This window comes from Synechococcus sp. CCY9202 (assembly GCF_034931685.1).
GTDB lineage: Bacteria > Cyanobacteriota > Cyanobacteriia > PCC-6307 > Cyanobiaceae > CBW1002.
The window spans coordinates 1-15469 of record NZ_JAYGID010000072.1; the positions used below are offsets into that span (position 1 = coordinate 1).

The 15469-nt window shown below is 63.3% G+C and carries 16 protein-coding genes and 2 pseudogenes; 9 read left to right on the plus strand and 9 right to left on the minus strand.

Features of this window, described 5'->3' with window-relative positions:
- Both VB777_RS10220 and VB777_RS10225 read left to right on the plus strand, forming a co-directional pair.
- Positions 1 to 290: transposase (locus VB777_RS10220; protein ID WP_323248717.1), on the plus strand; the 290-nt coding region annotated here is incomplete at its 5' end.
- 211 nt (positions 291 to 501) lie between these two features.
- Positions 502 to 945: pseudogene (locus VB777_RS10225) on the plus strand (type II toxin-antitoxin system YhaV family toxin); the annotation flags it as partial.
- Positions 946 to 1264: 319 nt separating this feature from the next.
- Here the strand turns inward: VB777_RS10225 and VB777_RS10230 are convergent.
- The 3 genes from VB777_RS10230 to VB777_RS10240 form a co-directional block, all read right to left on the minus strand.
- On the minus strand, positions 1265 to 1516 hold the full coding sequence (locus VB777_RS10230; protein WP_323248719.1) for a DUF1651 domain-containing protein: 252 nt from the start codon (positions 1514 to 1516) through the stop codon (positions 1265 to 1267).
- 7 nt (positions 1517 to 1523) lie between these two features.
- On the minus strand, positions 1524 to 1811 hold the full coding sequence (locus VB777_RS10235; protein ID WP_323248721.1) for a galactose oxidase: 288 nt from the start codon (positions 1809 to 1811) through the stop codon (positions 1524 to 1526).
- Positions 1812 to 1942: 131 nt separating this feature from the next.
- On the minus strand, positions 1943 to 3202 hold the full coding sequence (locus VB777_RS10240) for a glycoside hydrolase family protein (RefSeq protein WP_323248723.1): 1260 nt from the start codon (positions 3200 to 3202) through the stop codon (positions 1943 to 1945).
- A gap of 330 nt (positions 3203 to 3532) precedes the next feature.
- On the opposite strand from VB777_RS10240, the gene VB777_RS10245 reads away from it, so the two are divergent.
- The 3 genes from VB777_RS10245 to VB777_RS10255 all read left to right on the plus strand — a co-directional run bounded on the left by VB777_RS10245 (position 3533) and on the right by VB777_RS10255 (position 6241).
- A complete protein-coding gene (locus tag VB777_RS10245) occupies positions 3533 to 4393 on the plus strand; it encodes a S1C family serine protease (RefSeq protein WP_323248725.1) in 861 nt (286 codons plus the stop codon).
- A gap of 139 nt (positions 4394 to 4532) precedes the next feature.
- The gene (locus VB777_RS10250; protein ID WP_323248727.1) at positions 4533 to 5684 is read left to right on the plus strand and encodes an ATP-binding protein; all 1152 of its coding nucleotides are present in this window, start codon (positions 4533 to 4535) and stop codon (positions 5682 to 5684) included.
- Between the two features lie 167 nt (positions 5685 to 5851).
- Positions 5852 to 6241 (plus strand): hypothetical protein, encoded by a 390-nt coding sequence (locus tag VB777_RS10255; protein WP_323248729.1) that lies wholly within the window; start codon positions 5852 to 5854, stop codon positions 6239 to 6241.
- 459 nt (positions 6242 to 6700) lie between these two features.
- Here the strand turns inward: VB777_RS10255 and VB777_RS17415 are convergent, their stop codons facing one another.
- A complete protein-coding gene (locus tag VB777_RS17415; RefSeq protein WP_416238340.1) occupies positions 6701 to 7006 on the minus strand; it encodes a substrate-binding domain-containing protein in 306 nt (101 codons plus the stop codon).
- Positions 7007 to 7469: 463 nt separating this feature from the next.
- Here VB777_RS17415 and VB777_RS10260 point away from each other — a divergent pair.
- From VB777_RS10260 to VB777_RS10270, 3 genes and pseudogenes are all read left to right on the plus strand, one after another.
- A pseudogene (locus tag VB777_RS10260) lies at positions 7470 to 7880 on the plus strand (linear amide C-N hydrolase).
- 282 nt (positions 7881 to 8162) lie between these two features.
- Entirely contained in the window at positions 8163 to 8585 is a 423-nt protein-coding gene (locus VB777_RS10265; protein WP_323248731.1) for a hypothetical protein, read from the plus strand.
- A gap of 28 nt (positions 8586 to 8613) precedes the next feature.
- Positions 8614 to 8934, plus strand: coding sequence for an ArsR/SmtB family transcription factor (locus VB777_RS10270; protein ID WP_197154009.1), 321 nt, complete (start codon positions 8614 to 8616; stop codon positions 8932 to 8934).
- A gap of 9 nt (positions 8935 to 8943) precedes the next feature.
- On the opposite strand, the gene VB777_RS10275 is transcribed toward VB777_RS10270, so the two are convergent.
- A complete protein-coding gene (locus VB777_RS10275) occupies positions 8944 to 10272 on the minus strand; it encodes an FAD/NAD(P)-binding oxidoreductase (RefSeq protein WP_323248733.1) in 1329 nt (442 codons plus the stop codon).
- Positions 10273 to 10606: 334 nt separating this feature from the next.
- On the minus strand, positions 10607 to 11686 hold the full coding sequence (gene psbA, locus VB777_RS10280) for a photosystem II q(b) protein (protein WP_197154007.1): 1080 nt from the start codon (positions 11684 to 11686) through the stop codon (positions 10607 to 10609).
- A gap of 347 nt (positions 11687 to 12033) precedes the next feature.
- Between psbA and feoB the strand changes: the two genes are divergently transcribed.
- On the plus strand, positions 12034 to 13938 hold the full coding sequence (gene feoB / locus VB777_RS10285) for a ferrous iron transport protein B (RefSeq protein WP_323248735.1): 1905 nt from the start codon (positions 12034 to 12036) through the stop codon (positions 13936 to 13938).
- On the opposite strand, the gene VB777_RS10290 is transcribed toward feoB, so the two are convergent.
- The 3 genes from VB777_RS10290 to VB777_RS10300 form a co-directional block, all read right to left on the minus strand.
- Positions 13911 to 14168, minus strand: a complete 258-nt coding sequence (locus VB777_RS10290; protein ID WP_323248737.1) for a FeoA family protein — start codon at positions 14166 to 14168, stop codon at positions 13911 to 13913. The genes feoB and VB777_RS10290 overlap by 28 nt on opposite strands.
- A gap of 73 nt (positions 14169 to 14241) precedes the next feature.
- On the minus strand, positions 14242 to 14730 hold the full coding sequence (locus tag VB777_RS10295; protein ID WP_197169736.1) for a DUF3122 domain-containing protein: 489 nt from the start codon (positions 14728 to 14730) through the stop codon (positions 14242 to 14244).
- Positions 14731 to 15098: 368 nt separating this feature from the next.
- The coding region (locus VB777_RS10300; RefSeq protein WP_323248739.1) for a hypothetical protein at positions 15099 to 15469 on the minus strand (371 nt) is incomplete at its 5' end.

Consider the following 15469-nt stretch of genomic DNA (forward strand, 5'->3'; position numbering starts at 1 on the left):
TCGCTGAGATGCGGCGGATCGGTGTCACGCCCCACGTGGCCCAGAACACTGCCCGCAGCGGTGGCTCAGCCATTGATGGCCGCACCACCCGTCACGTGGGCTACGCCAAATCGATCAATGCCCGCCGGGGGATCGAAAAGGTGTTTGGTTGGATCAAGGCATTTGGCGGGCTGCGCCAGTTCAAACTGCGCGGTACCGAGAAGGTCGGCGCCGTGTTTGGCCTGCATGTAATCGCCTACAACCTGATCCGCCTGGGCAACCTGCTCAAGCCCGCGATGGAGATGGCATGAACAGCCCGTTGTCCAGAGGTGTGCCCAATAGGCCTCAACCAATGTCTTGCAGAGAGGCCAACGATGCCGAAATCGGGCAGTTTGCGGCTCTGATAGCCGCCGATCCGACTTTTTGAGCCGGAAATCCACTGATGCCTGTGGAAAACTGGCTCGTGGGTTGGTTTTTCAGCAAACTCTTAAGGCATGACGGCCTCGGGACTTTTTCAGCAAACTCTTAGTGGATCAGCTGGAGGCGCTGATCGCGGAGGTCGAGACGTTGCGACGTAAGGACCCCCTCGGATATCGCAGCAAGATCATCAGCAAACGCCTGGCTGCCATCGCACGGTTGATGCTGCAGGACATTCCTCAGGACCCCAGCCGCAAGGAGTACCAGCAGGGATCAACCCTGGGCGCTGAGCATCGGCACTGGCGCCGGGCCAAGTTCTTTCAGCAGTTTCGCCTGTTCTTTCGCTTTCACAATCGCTCGAAGGTGATCGTGCTGGGCTGGGTGAACGACACTGACACCAAGTGCGCCTACGGGAGCAAGACGGATGCCTACCGCGTATTCGAGTCGATGTTGGACCGCGGCCATCCGCCAGACGACTGGGAGGAGCTCCTGGAGGAAGCGAGCCAGTCCGGCGGACGCCTGCAGCGGCTCAGTGAGCAGCTGCATTGATCAGACGGTGGAGCGTCAGTGAGGCCGAGCCTCGAGCGTGCGCCGATGCAGCACACTGCTGTCATACCTTGTAAATGCAGCCATTCCGATCAGCAATCCGTAGTTGATGGCTTCATCGGCGGGGGAAGGCAGGCCAATCTGGTACACCTTCCCCACTACCAGCAACCGATTCAGGCTGACAGTCATTCCCCATACAGAGCTGATCAACATCGTTGTTGATTCCAATCCAATGGTGAGCAGCGCGGGCGCTGTTCTTCGTTGCATTCGTCATTTCTTCTGCATGTGGCACCGGGTTGCCGCGCGTCCGAACCTGGCCCCTTCACCACTGGGGGTCGCAGGCTGCCCAGCCCGCCCTGCGTTTCTCACCCCAGAGCCTGATGGCCTGCTCGCGGCTGTACTCCCGGCGGTGCTTGAGCAGCGGGATGGGCTCTCCAGGCAACAACTCACCACTCACGACCTCAAGCCGCTGACTCCAGCGGTCGTAGCGGACCGGTCGGAAGTGCAGCACCTGACGGCCGTCGCTGAGCCAGCCCTCACGGGGCGAGAGCGGGGGCTTGCTGGAGCTGGCCATGGCTGGATCAGGCCACCTCCGGTGCCCAGCCCCGCTGGCTGGTCATGTCGTCGGTCCAGCCCTGGCAGCGACTGGTGAGGTGCTCGCCCTGGGCGATCAGGCCCTGGTGCAGCTGGCAGGTGAGCAGCGGGATGCAGTTGGGACCGGCGTGGTGCCTGAACCAGTGGCAGGTCATGCAGACCTTGCGGCTGCGGGCGGGCACCAACACCTCCTGATCGAGGTACGGCCACTCCTCGATCGGTTGCTCCAAGGATCCGCTTTCTTCCAGCGCTGAACGACGCAGACGGACACCCATACCCCCAAAGCAATGCGTACATCCGTACTAGCACGGCTGGTCCTGGCTGGTCGCTGCGCTGGGTGGCCGAGGGGTTGATCAACGCCATGCGGACAGGGTCGGTTCCGTGTTGCCGGATCAGCCCTGCTTGTTCATCCGCCGCCAAGCAGTTCCAGCCACCAGCCGCTGCCGGGGCCTTCCACCATCCAGCGCCGACCCCAGTTGCGCTCGGAGTAGCGCAGGTTCTTACCGCTGCCGATGGCGTTGGTGACGTAACCACCGTTCACGAGGTCGGCCTCGCCGTTGGGGTCGTGGATCAGCAGCTGCCGGCGCTCTGGATCCCAGCCGATCACCAGGCTCCAGTGCCCGCCGCCGCTGGGGGCCGTGACCGACCCTTTGTGCAGCCAGCCCACCGGGGCGGGGATGCCGCGCTGCAGCTGGGCCACCAGATCCTCGAGGCGGCCGTCCTGCCGGAGACGGGCACGCAGACCCAGATCGGCCAGGGCTCGCACCTGGGCAACGGCATCGGTGGTGTCGCCATGGCGGCGCACCAGGGCCAGGTACTGGTCGTCGATCTGGCCAGACCCGCTGAGGCAGCCGGGTCGCAGAAAGGCGGCCGCCATGGCGCAGCTGGAGGAGAAGCACATGCGCGGCCCCTGGCTGGTGACGCTGTCGTTCTGACTCAGGTAAGGCACCGCCAGCTGGAGCAGGCCCGTGGCCGCGCTCTTTGCTGCAGCGGCCGGTGTGGCCAGGGGCGGGACTGTTGTCTGCGGCGGCTGTGCAGAACCCTGGCGGTAGGCCATGGCAAAGGTCTGCAGCTGCTCCGGGGTGAGGAGCGCCTGCAGTTGCGACCAGGCCTGGCGTTGATGCGGCAGATCCCGGAAGTGAGCCACCGCCTGCAGGAGCTGGATCGGTGTCGATGCCTGTGCCTGCGGTTGCGGTTGCGGCTCTGGTGCCCCATCCGCGAAGCTGAGCGCGTGCTGCACCTCCGCCTCCCGGCGCCGGATCAGGCCTTCAACAGGACCGCCCGGCCCCTTGCACCAGCGGGGTAGCTCCTCGGCGATCACGCTGGCTGCCGCCTCTCCAGCCCGCAGGCGCCGCCGCAGGGTGGAGCCCTCCAGGGCGCCGGCCCCCACGTTGAAGCAGAAGCTCACCAGGGCATCGCGCTGGAAGGGGTTCAGCGGACAGCCGGCCAGCAGGCGATCCACCGCTGCGCTGGCCACAGCCACATCAGCCTCCAGCCAGGCCTCGGCCTGGGGCTGGCTGATGACCAGACCGGGGGTGACGTCAACTCCGGTGTGGCCGTAGCCGATGGTCCAGGGATCGCCGCCGCTGGCGGGATCGGGATAGGCCACCAGGCGGCAACCCTCCCAGCGTTTGAGCAGCTGCCAGCCTTCCGGGGTGAGGGACAAGGGGGGATGGATCAGGGGAACTCGGAAGGGTTCCGGCTCAATGGGCGCGAGCCTGCAGCTGAACGAGCCTGCTGCTGAAGGAGCCAGCTGCTGAAACCGAACGCAGGATCTGAACTATCTTTTGGCAGGATCAGGTGATTGACAGGTCGCATGGTGCTGCCCCGGATCATTCCTGCGATCGGGCTGTTGACCACTCAGGCCATCTTGCTGATCAGTTGTCAGTCGCAGCTCCCCAAGCAAGCGCGCATTCAGGTTCCAGACGCACCACCCTGTACCAATCAGACCTTCACTTCAGAAGCCCTGTTCAGCGAGGCGAAACGGGGTGTTGCCGTGGTGATCACAGACGATGGAGAGGGCAGTGGCTTCATCGTGCGTCATCAGGACGGCAACACCCTGCTGATCTCCAATTCCCATGTGGTGGAGGGCTCCAGCTCCGTCACCATCAAGTGGGCCGACGGGACCCAGGACACGGCCGCTGTGGTCAGCAATGCCGGGGGCTCCTCTCCGCAGACGGATCTGGCGCTGCTGGAGGTCCAGGGCATTCGGGGGAAGCCTCTCGAACTCAAGGCCACCAAGCCGAACGTGGGGGCTGACATCGTGGCGATCGGAGCCCCACAGGGGCTGGAATTCAGCTTGACGCGGGGTGTGGTCAGCAGTGTGCGCGACGACGGCAAGATCCTGCAGATCGACGCACCGATCAATCCCGGCAACTCAGGCGGACCGGTGTTGGACCGCACGGGCTGTGTCGTTGGAATCGCCACCTTCAAGCTCACCGATAGCGAGGGGCTCAACTTCGCGGTGGCGTCTTCTGTGATCGAAGGATTTCTGGCCAACCCCGTTGCACAGCAGCCTCCCGCTCGGAGTGAACCGCCACCAGCACCGTTCAATGCCAGCAATCCGGGTTCGGCTCAGTCCAGCGGAGCGACCTGCTGGTTCCAGATGGAGGCCGAGTCTTCTCGCCTGGAGGGGTATCGCTGCAGCGTCACCTCCCGCCAGAACGCCAACGGCGATACCGTTTTTGATGTGGTGGAGCCCGGAGGGATGAAGCGCACCGTTGTGCTCTGGGAGGACAAGAGCGTTGAGGTGCTGCTCAACGGCCAGCGCTATGAGGGTGAGTGGATGGAAGACGACGACGGTGACATCCGCGTTCAAGTCAACGGCGGTGTGTTCGCCTTCCGGTACCGGGGATAGGACCCCCTTGGGGCACGGCCCGAATCCGCCCGACCGCGCTTGCCTGCGGCCGAACGGCATGGACGCCCGCCGGCAGTCGAACTTATGGGAAATTATGGTTCAGCCATAATTAGACCCGTACACCAAAAGACTGAAACGCTTGGCTGAGGTCTTCCGCCGTCCCCATCTGGCGGCCGAGCTGGCCGGCCGTCTGTTGCGCCCAGGCGTGCTGGATGAGGGACTCCGGTCGGGGCTTTTTTTCTCAGGTCTGCGGCGCACCGGCAAAACCACCTTTCTGCGCACCGATCTGGTGCCTGAGCTGGAAGCCCAGGGAGCCGTCGTGATCTACGTGGACCTCTGGAGCGACACCAAGGTGAGCCCGGCGGTGCTGGTGCATGCAGCGGTGCGGCGGGCCCTGAGCGAGCTGTCGACACCGTCCTCGCCACTGCTGGCCCGATTGCGCCGGCTCAGGGGCCTGGATCTGGGAGGTGCGGGCTTTCGCTTCGGGTTTCAGCTGGAGCAGGTGGGGGAAGCCGGCGGAGCGACCCTGGCGCAGGCCTTCACCGAGTTGGTGGATCAGACCGGTGGCGATGTGGTGCTGATCGTCGATGAGGTGCAGCAGGCCATCACCACGGAGGAAGGCAACCAGATGCTGCTGGCGCTCAAGGCTGCCCGCGATGCCATCAACCCCAGGCTCGACACTCCCGGCCACTTCCTTGTGATCGGCACCGGGTCCCACCGCGCCCTGGTGAGTGAACTCACAGCCCGACGCAATCAGGCCTTTGCCGGGGCCACATCCCTTCCCTATCCCGTGCTTGATCAGCACTATGTGGCCCATGTGCTGCAGCGCCTGCAGGACTCCGGAATGGCGGCCTTGCCCTCCCTGGACACGGCCTGGAGTGCCTTTCAGACCCTGGGCCACCGGCCGGAAGAGTTTCTCCGGGCTCTGGCACAGCTCCAGGCCAGCAGCACCGCGTCCGGGCTTTCGCCGGATCAGCTCCTGCCCGTGATTGCGGCCACCCTGCGCAGCTCCGCCGCCGACCTGGAACTGCAGAAAGTGGAGCAGATCGGTGGGCTGGCGATCGCGATCTTTGATCGGGTGGCGCAAGCCGATGGGCCGGCCCGGGGTCTGTTTTCCGCGGAGGCAGGAGCGGCTTACGGAGAGGTGATCGGCCGCGAGGTGCGGGTCGATGAAATTCAGCCGGTGGTGAACGAACTGCTCGCTGCCAACGTGCTGATGCGACTCGGCCATGGGCTCTACGGCGTCAGCGATCCCTTTGTGCAGGAGATCTGGCGGGAGCGGAAGCGCTGATCCAGCCAGTCGAGCCGATTTCTGAACCCTGAGGGGCTGACGCGCCCGCCTACGCCGTTGACACCAGGTAACCACCCATGCACCGGGCAACCACCCATGGGGATCAGCTTTTGGGGTCCACGTCAGGTCAGGCCCGGAACCCTCAGGCGTTGCTGCTGCTCATCGTCATGGACTCCCGCCGGTTGGTGGTCTGGATCTCGACGGGAATCCTGGGCTTTCAGGGCCTCACCCTCTGCTTCGACCTGCTCAACTGCACCGCCCTCTCCTGGCTGTACGTGCGCCTGAAAGGCTTTGACGCCGCGGTGCAGCGTTCTGTCGCCCAGGCCGGCGAGCCCCCGGCCCGGCGCCCCAGAGGGCAGGCCGGGGTGCTGGATCCCGATGCCGCCACCCCACCGGTGGCGGAGTCGGGCCCACCCCCGCTGTTGCATCCGCTGGCGCTGTTCTGCGCCCGGCCCCAGGGCCGCATCGATGACGCCGTGAGCCAGGGGCTCAGCATCCTGGCCGGGCTGGCGCTGGGCGGCTCGATGGGGAGCGATCAGCGGCGAGGGCAGCCGTGAGTCCCTTCCTTTTGGGGCCCATCCATGGGGCTCTGAGCAGGCTCCCACCGACCGATTTCTGCCATGATCGTCTCGCCCGTCGCAGCCGAATGTTTGGGGGAGTGTTTGGGGGTCATCAGACCACCCATTGCAGCGCAATTGATTTCAGCGATCCCTTTCTGGCTTTTAACCGATTGGTCCTGAGTTCGAATCTCAGGCGACCCATGATTCATGTCCCGCCATACTGTTGGACTGCAGTGCAGTTGATCTCGACCAAGTTCACGCCTTGCACTCGTCTCGCCTGAAGGCCATAAAAGATTGCCGGCCGCAATGAAGCGCATTCTCTACCCGGGCTTTAACACTGTCCCACTTTGGGTGCTGACCCAACCATGAACGTCGTGCCGTACCAGTGCACGCCCGGCCTTGCCAATCACCCCAGACCTACAGTCATGCCGATCTGAATACCTTGCTGCTGGTCCATCAGATCAGCCTGCCGGTGGTGAGGGAGGACCCCCTTTCTACGGATGTTTGTTGCCGAACCCTGCACCGCGATGCCCGTGTCGATCCGCTCGATGGGTGGGGTACTGGTCTGTACTGCCAAAGGCTGAGTACAGACCAGTACCCCTGCGAACGCGGCTTGGTGGCGGCGGTGGAATCGACCACGGCGCTCCCGATCAGCTGAAGCAGTTCGGATAGATCATCCAGGCCGACAATCTGGACTTTGCCTGTCCTGTCCAAGCTCTGAATGGCGCGACCGACGCCGATGCCGCCGCCGGCATCGGACACAACCCAACCCCAGAGCGCCAAGGCTCGGATCGGCGGTGAAGTTCAGCGTTGAAGTTCAGCGGTGAAATCTGACTGTGTTCAGCACCCGCCCTGCGAATCGAGGCACTGGGAAAAGAGGATGTGCGTCTTGCAGAGGTGCAGACGGCTTCATCTCTGGGCATCGGATCGACGGGCGGTGGCCGACCCGTCCTTCAAAGGAGCTTCAGCGATGTTCTGCAGGGCATTCGTGCTCGAGAATCGCGCCGGCCTGAATGGATTCCTGCACGGGCGTGCTCAAGGGAATGAAGCAGGGCCTCCTGAGAAAGGAAGAACCAGCCCCAGGTCAGCAAGGTGGGGAGGCCCTGCTTTCAGCGTCTGATCTTGGCCTCTGGCCCCTGGGCCAGTTCGGATCGGTTGCCGAAGTCAACGCTGCCATCGCCCCACAGCCCGTGAAGCTCGAGCCCTCGCGCTGCTGGGAGGTGTGGTGTCTCCCTTCGATGACGTGGTGAACGACGCCAACGGCGCTTCCATTGTCATCGAGTTTCACAGGGGCAAGTTGTCGCTCTACGACAATCCAGTGAGGGTGATGACCAATGCACCACGGTTTGATTGGCATTTAACCAATCTCGATAACTCTACGGTCCTGAGCAAGATCGATTGACCGACAGCTCACTTCGGCGACTCCATGGCGGTTCAACCGGATTCCGGAGTTGCGACCACGGGCCTGCCTGCATCCAACACCTCGGTGGGGCACTTCGTACGCGCGGCGTTCTACGCCCAGTACACGGAGAAAGCCAGCACGCCGGACAGGGCTATGACGACGCTGGCCCATGGAATGAACAATGTCGATTGGCCATGCGGAGGCACAATCGGTCGTCCTGAGAGATTGCCATGATTTGGATCATACTAGGTTTGAACTTTCAGCCCTTGCCGGTGCAAGCAGTCCGCTGATCGTGCCCTTGCAGCAGACTGGCAGCAAGGCGGCAGATGGCACAGCGGCTCTGATGACGGCTTGAACGCCATGACAGCCGGCCTCATGGGCTCGGGACACGGAGCCAGCACTGTTCGAGCCCCCAGTGGGCGGAAGGATCGCAGTCGAGACGAGGCAGCCCCATGCGGGCCTGCCTGCGGCTCTGAGACAGCGGTGGCACTCATTCGGTGCAGCCGCTCGCTTCCCTTGGCCACCCGCGCCGTTTATACCTTCGCCCGCTTCCCGGATGCTCCGGTGCGCCATCTCATCCTTCATCACGACGGCTATCCCACCGGCGCCGCCTGGAGGTTTGCCGCGGCCCTGCGCCAGGGCGGCAACGCCTCGACGTTCCTCGCCGCTTTCGTGAGCTCCCAGCCAGGGGCGGCCCCTCTGGCTGGAGCCGACCAGGCCGCCGATGCCGACTACCGCTATCTGTTGACGCTGGTGGGCCGCCACGTTCCCCGTCTGCAGGTGGAATGCTGGCGCCGGCTGCCGGGGGCGACCAGCTGGCAGCGCCGCTGCGGCCCGATGCTCCTGGCCACCTTCATCCAGCGCTTCCTGCCCGGTGATCCGCTCCCCATGGGCAGTCAGCCCTTGCCGGCAGCGTGCATAATGCGTACAGAGACATAACCCTTCTGCCGTGGGTGTTGCCGGGTCCATGCCCAGTCCTCAGCTCCTTGAGGAGTACAGCCAGTTTTTCAGGCTCCTGAGCGAGCCGGCCCGGTTGCAGCTGCTCTGTCACCTGCAGAAGGGGCCGATGGACGTGGCCTCCTTGATCGAGGCCACCGGTTTCTCCCAGTCCCACATCAGCCGTCAGCTGGGCCAGCTGCAGCGTGCCGGGCTGGTGAGCTGTGAGCGCGATGGGGTGCGGATGATCTACCTCGCTGATGATCCCTTGGTGCAAGACCTCTGCACCTTGGTCCAGACCCGGCTGAAGCAGAGGCTGGAGCAGCAGCTGCAGCAACTCAGGGCTGCCTGAGCTCTCGGCTCAGCAGGTTCCGGCCTGGCCGGCTCCCGATTCGGCCTCGCTGCTGTCCGATTCGCGATAGTCCAGCCGCAACAGGTGCACCAACGGTGCGAAGGGTTTGAGGTAGCGGCTTTCGTGGGGCTTCCCGGGCAGCATTCGGTTCCAGTAGAGCCATGGCAACAGGCGGGTCTTCATCAGCCACATGCTCCAGCGCGGCTTGGTGGGGTCCACCAGGAAGGAGCTCACCGGCTTCTGGCTGTAATCGAACTCCGCCATCACCACGTTGCCGTAGCCGGTGATCAGGGGGCACACCGTGTAGCCGTCGTACTGAGCATCCAGGGGCTTGCCATCCAGGAAAGCCAGCAGATTGGCCGACACCACCGGGGCTTCTCCTCGAACGGCACCGGCTGTCTTGGAGGTGGGCAGGCCGGCCACATCGCCCAGGCAGAACACATTCGGCCAGCTGAGATGCTGCAGCGTGAACGGATCTGTCGCCGCCCAGCCGCCAGGTCCGTCGCCCGCCAGCAGACTGCCAGACACCACCTCCGGTGCTGTCATCGGCGGCACAGCGTGGAGCATCGCGAAGGACAGTTCCTCGATGCGCTTGCTGCCGCCTGGCTCCTCCACTTCAAAGACCGCCACCTGCTCCTTGGCCCGAATCCGCCTGAGATTCCAGCCGAAATGCACTTCGATGCCGCGGTTCCGTACCACCCTCTCCAAGGTGCGTGCATAGGCCGGCACGGAAAACAGAGATGTGAGGGCAGAGCAGAAGATCACCCGTGTGTTCACCCCCACGCCGCTTCTGGCCTTGAAGTGATCGTCGGCCAGATACATCACCTTCTGCGGCGCACCGCCGCATTTGATCGGTGTCTCGGGCACGGTGAAGATCGCGGTGCCGCCCTGGAACTGTTTGATCGTTTCCCAGCTGTAGGGGGCATAGCGGGGTGAGTAGTTGCTGCACACCCCATGGCTTCCCAGGGCCTCCGGAAGACCCGCGATGCGCTCCCAGCGCGACTGCAGACCCAGGGCCATCACCAGGGTGTCGTAGGTCAGGATCTCACCGCTGCTGGTAGACACGGCGTTGGCCGCAGGATCGAAGCCCGTGGCGGCAGCCTGGATCCAGGTCACCCCGGTGGGGATCAGGGAGGCCTCATCGCGGCGGGTCTGCTCGAGAGCCATGATCCCTCCCCCCACCAGGGTCCAGCCCGGTTGGTAGTCATGATCCGCCGATGGCTCAAGGATCGCGATCTCAATGCCGGGACGCTGCTGCAGCAGCAGGTTGGCCACCGTGATGCCGGCGCAGCCCCCACCGACGATCACGACCTGATGATGACGGGAAGAGGCAGCCATCAGAGCTAACACCCATCAACAGGGTCCAGGTATCAAAACTAACAAGGCATCACCGGCAGAAAGGGGCTGGGCTGGGGCAGCAGCTCAAGCCCACCAGGGTTTGCTGCCATCTCAGAAGTCGGTTTCTGTCCAGGTCACTGGAGCGAAGGTGAGCAGGTTGAGAGCTCTGGGTGTCGCTCGTGGATCTGTTCATGGCAGGCACGCCTGAACGAACCACGGGCCTGGAGTGATCCCGGCCCGTGCGAGGGAGCGTCTTAGTGACGCAGCTGGCTCCACGGAGCAGCCAGCGGCACCGGCTCAGTGATGGATCGACTGGGCGAGATTCAAAGTCTCACTAACCGATCGCTGGTGCACTCAGGGCAACGGGCTGGCTTTCCACTGCGGCAAGATCGAGCGGGAAGTTATGGGTATTGCGTTCGTGGATGGCCTCGATACCAAGACCGCCGCGGTTGAGGATATCGGCCCAGGTGTTGATCACATGGCCTTGATGGTCGAGCACTGAATGGTTGAAGTTGAAGCCGTTGACATTGAACGAGAAGCTGATCACGGCCAGGGTGGCAAACCAGATCCCCACCACAGGCCAGGCTGCCAGGAAGAAGTGGAGGCTGCGGCTGTTATTGAAGGAGGCGTACTGGAAGATCAGGCGGCCGAAGTAGCCATGGGCGGCCACGATGTTATAGGTCTCTTCTTCCTGACCGAACTTGTAGCCTCGGTTCTGAGACTCGCTCTCGGTGGTTTCCCGCACCAGGGAACTGGTCACCAGGGAGCCATGCATGGCAGAGAACAGACTGCCACCAAAGATGCCGGCCACGCCCAGCATGTGAAACGGATGCATGAGCACATTGTGCTCGGCTTGCAGCACCATCATGAAGTTGAAGGTGCCACTGATCCCCAGGGGCATGGGGTCTGAAAAGGAGCCTTGCCCGATGGCATACACCAGCAGCACGGCGGTGGCGGCACCCACGGGGGCGCTGTAGGCCACGGCAATCCAGGGGCGCATGCCCAGGCGGTAGCTCAGTTCCCACTCGCGGCCGAGATAGGCATAGATGCCGATCAGGAAGTGGAAAATGATCAATTGATAGGGGCCGCCGTTGTACAGCCACTCATCGAGGCTGCTGGCTTCCCAGATGGGGTAAAAGTGCAGACCGATCGCATTGGAGCTGGGCACCACCGCGGCCGTGATGATGTTGTTGCCGTAAAGCAGGCTGCCGGTCACGGGTTCGCGGATGCCGTCGATGTCGACGGGCGGAGCGGCGATGAAGGCAACGATGAAGCAGATGGCTGCCGCCAGCAGGGTGGGGATCATCAGCACACCGAACCAGCCGATATAGAGGCGGTTGCTGGTGCTGGTGATCCAGTCCTTGAAGGACTCCCACGGGCGGCTCCGGGATGGAGCGACTGAGGCAGACGTCATCGACACAGGAGCAAAGGGAGAATGGAAAGCGGAGGGGCCGGCCCTGCCGGGAGGGCGAGCCAGCCAGCATCCGTCTCTTCCTCATACAACACTAGCGTTGAAAGCGCTTTAACGGAGCAGAGGGGAATAAGTAGTTGTGCCTGAGTTTTTGGCGTGCTGCTGCGGCCCCGCTCTCCCCTTTGGGCTCTGTCTTTCTCAGCTGTCCACGCTCCATCCGAGTGGGGCCAGATCCCTCGACCAGGGGCTGCCTTGTCGAGCAGACTGGACAATGGCGGTGACTTCCGTCGGGTTCACGTCCCGCCTGGGGCTGGCTGGTCTCAACTCCTTCGACCCGGTGCGTGCCAGGCATGAAACATTCCGAAGCTGCAGAGGCCTCTGCCCAGGGCGGGGCCCAACGTCGGCGCTTTGGTTCGGCTGGCGGTTGTCATGGGCCGTCAACCAAGCCTCCAGGCTCCGCCTCCGTCACGGTGGCGTTGCTGGGCCTGCCCAACACCGGCAAGTCGACGCTCTACAGCCGGCTGACCGGTCGCCATGCCCATATCGCCAACTGGCCCGGGCTCACCGTTGATCTGCTCTGTGGCGATCTGCCGCCGGCCGCCGATGGTCGTCGGTTCGAGCTGGTCGACCTGCCAGGTATCCACGACCTCAGTGGCTCCAGTGAAGACGAAGCAATCGTCCAGAGTTACCTGCGAACAACCCCGCCGGATCTGGCGCTGGTGGTGATCAACGCCAGTCAGATCAGCACCCAGATCGCCCTGGCCCTGCAGGTGCGAAGCCTGGGCGTTGCCACCGTGCTGGCGCTCAACATGAGTGATGAGGCCAGACGTTATGGCATCCGCATTGACCACGCTGCCCTGAGTCGGCGGCTGGAGATGCCGGTGCTGGCGATCAACGCCAAGAGTCGTGAGGGCCTGGAGGCGCTGCTCCACACTCTCCATACCGTCCAGGCGGATCCTTGCCCCACCATTGCGGCCGCTTCACCTGTCGATGAGGCGCTGGATCGGCAGGTGGCGGAGCTGCTTGCAGGTGTCGTGGTGATGCCGCCGGACAGGCGTGTGACGAGAAGCCGCGGCCTCGATCGGATTCTGCTCAATCCCGTGGTGGGCCCGCTGGTGTTCCTGGCGATTGTGCTGATCATGTTCCAGGGGCTCTACATCGTTGGTGGCAGCCTTCAGGAGGTTCTGGGGGTGATCTTCGATGCGATTGAGAACCACCTGATTGTTCCTCCCCTTGCGAACCTCGGCACCCCGGAGTTGCTGCAGGGCTTTCTGGTGGACGGCGTCTGGATGGGTGTCACCACCGTCGTCAGTTTCACGCCGCTGATCTTTGTCTTCTATCTGGTGATGGCTGTGGTGGAAGACTCGGGCTATCTTCCCCGGGCCGCCTTTCTGATGGATGGCTTCATGCACTGGCTCGGCCTGGATGGTCGCGCCTTCGTGCTGCAGGTGATGGGTTGCGGCTGCAATGTCCCGGCGATTTTAGGCACCCGCGTGATCCGCGATCGCGCCATGCGGTTGCTCACCATGCTGGTGATTCCGTTTGCCCTCTGCCAGGCGAGGCTCACCGTCTTCATCTTTCTGGCTGGGATCTTTTTCCCTAAACCCTGGTGGGCTCCTGGGCTTGTGGTCTTCGCCTTTTATCTGCTCAGTTTCCTGGCGGCGATCATCACAGGACTCCTGTTCAAGCGAGCTTACCGCAGTGATGAGGCTTTCGTGCTGGAACTGCCGCCTTATCGCCAGCCGAGCCTGGGCACGATTCTGCAACGGGCCTGGATGGAGATGCTCAACTTCGTCACCAGCACGCGCCTGTTCATCGTGATCGGTGCTGCGGCGGTGTGGTTGCTGACCAACCTTCCCCCGGCGGCGGCCTCCGGCAGTGGCGCCAGTCTGGCGAGTGCCATCGGTGGGCTCTTTCAACCGTTGCTGGCGCCGATCGGTATGACCCCGGATCTCACGGTGTCGTTGTTCTTCGGTTTCATCGCCAAGGAAATCCTGCTGGGGGCCATGGCTGTGATCTACCGCACCAGTGAGAGCGGCCTGGGAACAGCGATCCAGAGCGCGATCACACCCTTGCAGGCGCTCAGTTTCATGACCTTCACCCTGCTCTACACCCCCTGCCTGTCAACGGTGGCGATTCAGCTGAAGGAATCGAAAAGCAGGATGTTTGCGCTCATGTCCGTGGGTTGGTCGCTGTCGCTGGCCTGGTTGATGGCTCTGCTGGTGTATCAGGCCGGCGGCTGGCTGCTGGCATGAGCGGCTTCATCGGCGCAGACCTCCATCTGCCTGGCATGCTCCTGGCGCAGCATGAACTCGAACATGCCATGGGCGAGATGGAGAATCCCGCCAGGTCTGCCACGCCGGATCACTTCGAGGCGAACACCCGGTTTGATGCCCATCGCCTTCAACCGCTGGCAAAGCGCCGGATGGCCTGGCAGGGTCTGCAGGGTGACGTGGTCGCCGGCAGAGGCCTGGCTGAGGATCATGGCTGCGCGACTGCTCCGGGCGCTGGACAACTCTAGGTCCCGCATGGTGGATTCCTGGGCGAGCCTGCTCGGTTCAGCTGACTGGATGGTCGGCTGCCTCTGCAGGAGCCCGGGGCAGTGTGCTGATGGCGGCGATCATGTCGGGGATCAGCACCAGCTCCCGATCGGCCCCACCCTGCATCGGCACCAACAGCCTCAGGGGCAGGGCGGAACTGGGCCGTGGCATCAGCTCCGCCAGATCGAACTGAGCCGATCCATCGGGAATGGCCGTCTCCCCGGCGGGCACCATTTCCTGGCTTCGGTTGGGCAGCTCCCAGTGATTGCCCATGGTGTCCTCGATGGCGACAGAGCGGCCATGATCCGGGTGCTGATCCGGGCCCAGGCCATTGAGCCGCAGTCGCCAGCCGGCCTCGAAATCCGGATCAGGCTGCTCGAACAGGCTGACCAGCCAGCGATCGCCGCTGGTGTCGCCCTGCGACCAGCGCTGAATATCGGCTGCAGCCTGAGCCGGTGGGGCAATCCCCAGCCCCAGGATCAGAAGGAAGGCAACAAGGCGGACCATCAGCAGGGTCTGCCAGCACCGGCGCCAGGATCGCCGCCCTCCCAGATCTGGCCCGCAGGCGACCAGGACAGAGATTCTCATGACGGCAATTCCGCATCACGACTTCATCACGCTAGCGTTTTGAATGAATCCGGAGCTGATCGTGCGTCGCACCTGGTCTTCGGAGTCGTGGTGGTCACAGCCCATCCCAGCTTCGTTCTGGCGGCTGAGCCAGGTTCTGCGCCTGTGGATTCGATCGCCCCTTTCAAAAGGGGAATGGCTGGCAGGTTCGCCAGACCTCCTGAGATTTCAGGGCTCGGCGATCTGCACGACCTCGACAATCTTTGCGGCATGGTCACTGCCCATTGACCGGAGGGGAGTGCCGTTCTTCATTCATCTGGAGCATCAGAGGAAGGTGACAGCAATGCAGGATCACGTCGGTCCATTCCTTCTCCATAATTCTGTAGATCGGCTTGGTCTGGACAGTATTGCGGAGTGTGATGGGCTGTCGCCATCGGGATGATCCTGAGGGAACGATCGATTTCAGGGTCGATGTCGGCCAAGGGGATGATCAGGTTCGTTTCGCTGATGGCCTGACCGTGCCGGTGCAGACCTCCCGCGATCAGATCACGTTTAAGAGTTTGCTGAAAAACGAGCCCACGAGCCAGTTTTCCACAGGCATCAGTGGATTTCCGGCTCAAAAAGTCGGATCGGCGGCTATCAGAGCCGCAAACTGCCCGATTTCGGCATCGTTGGCCTC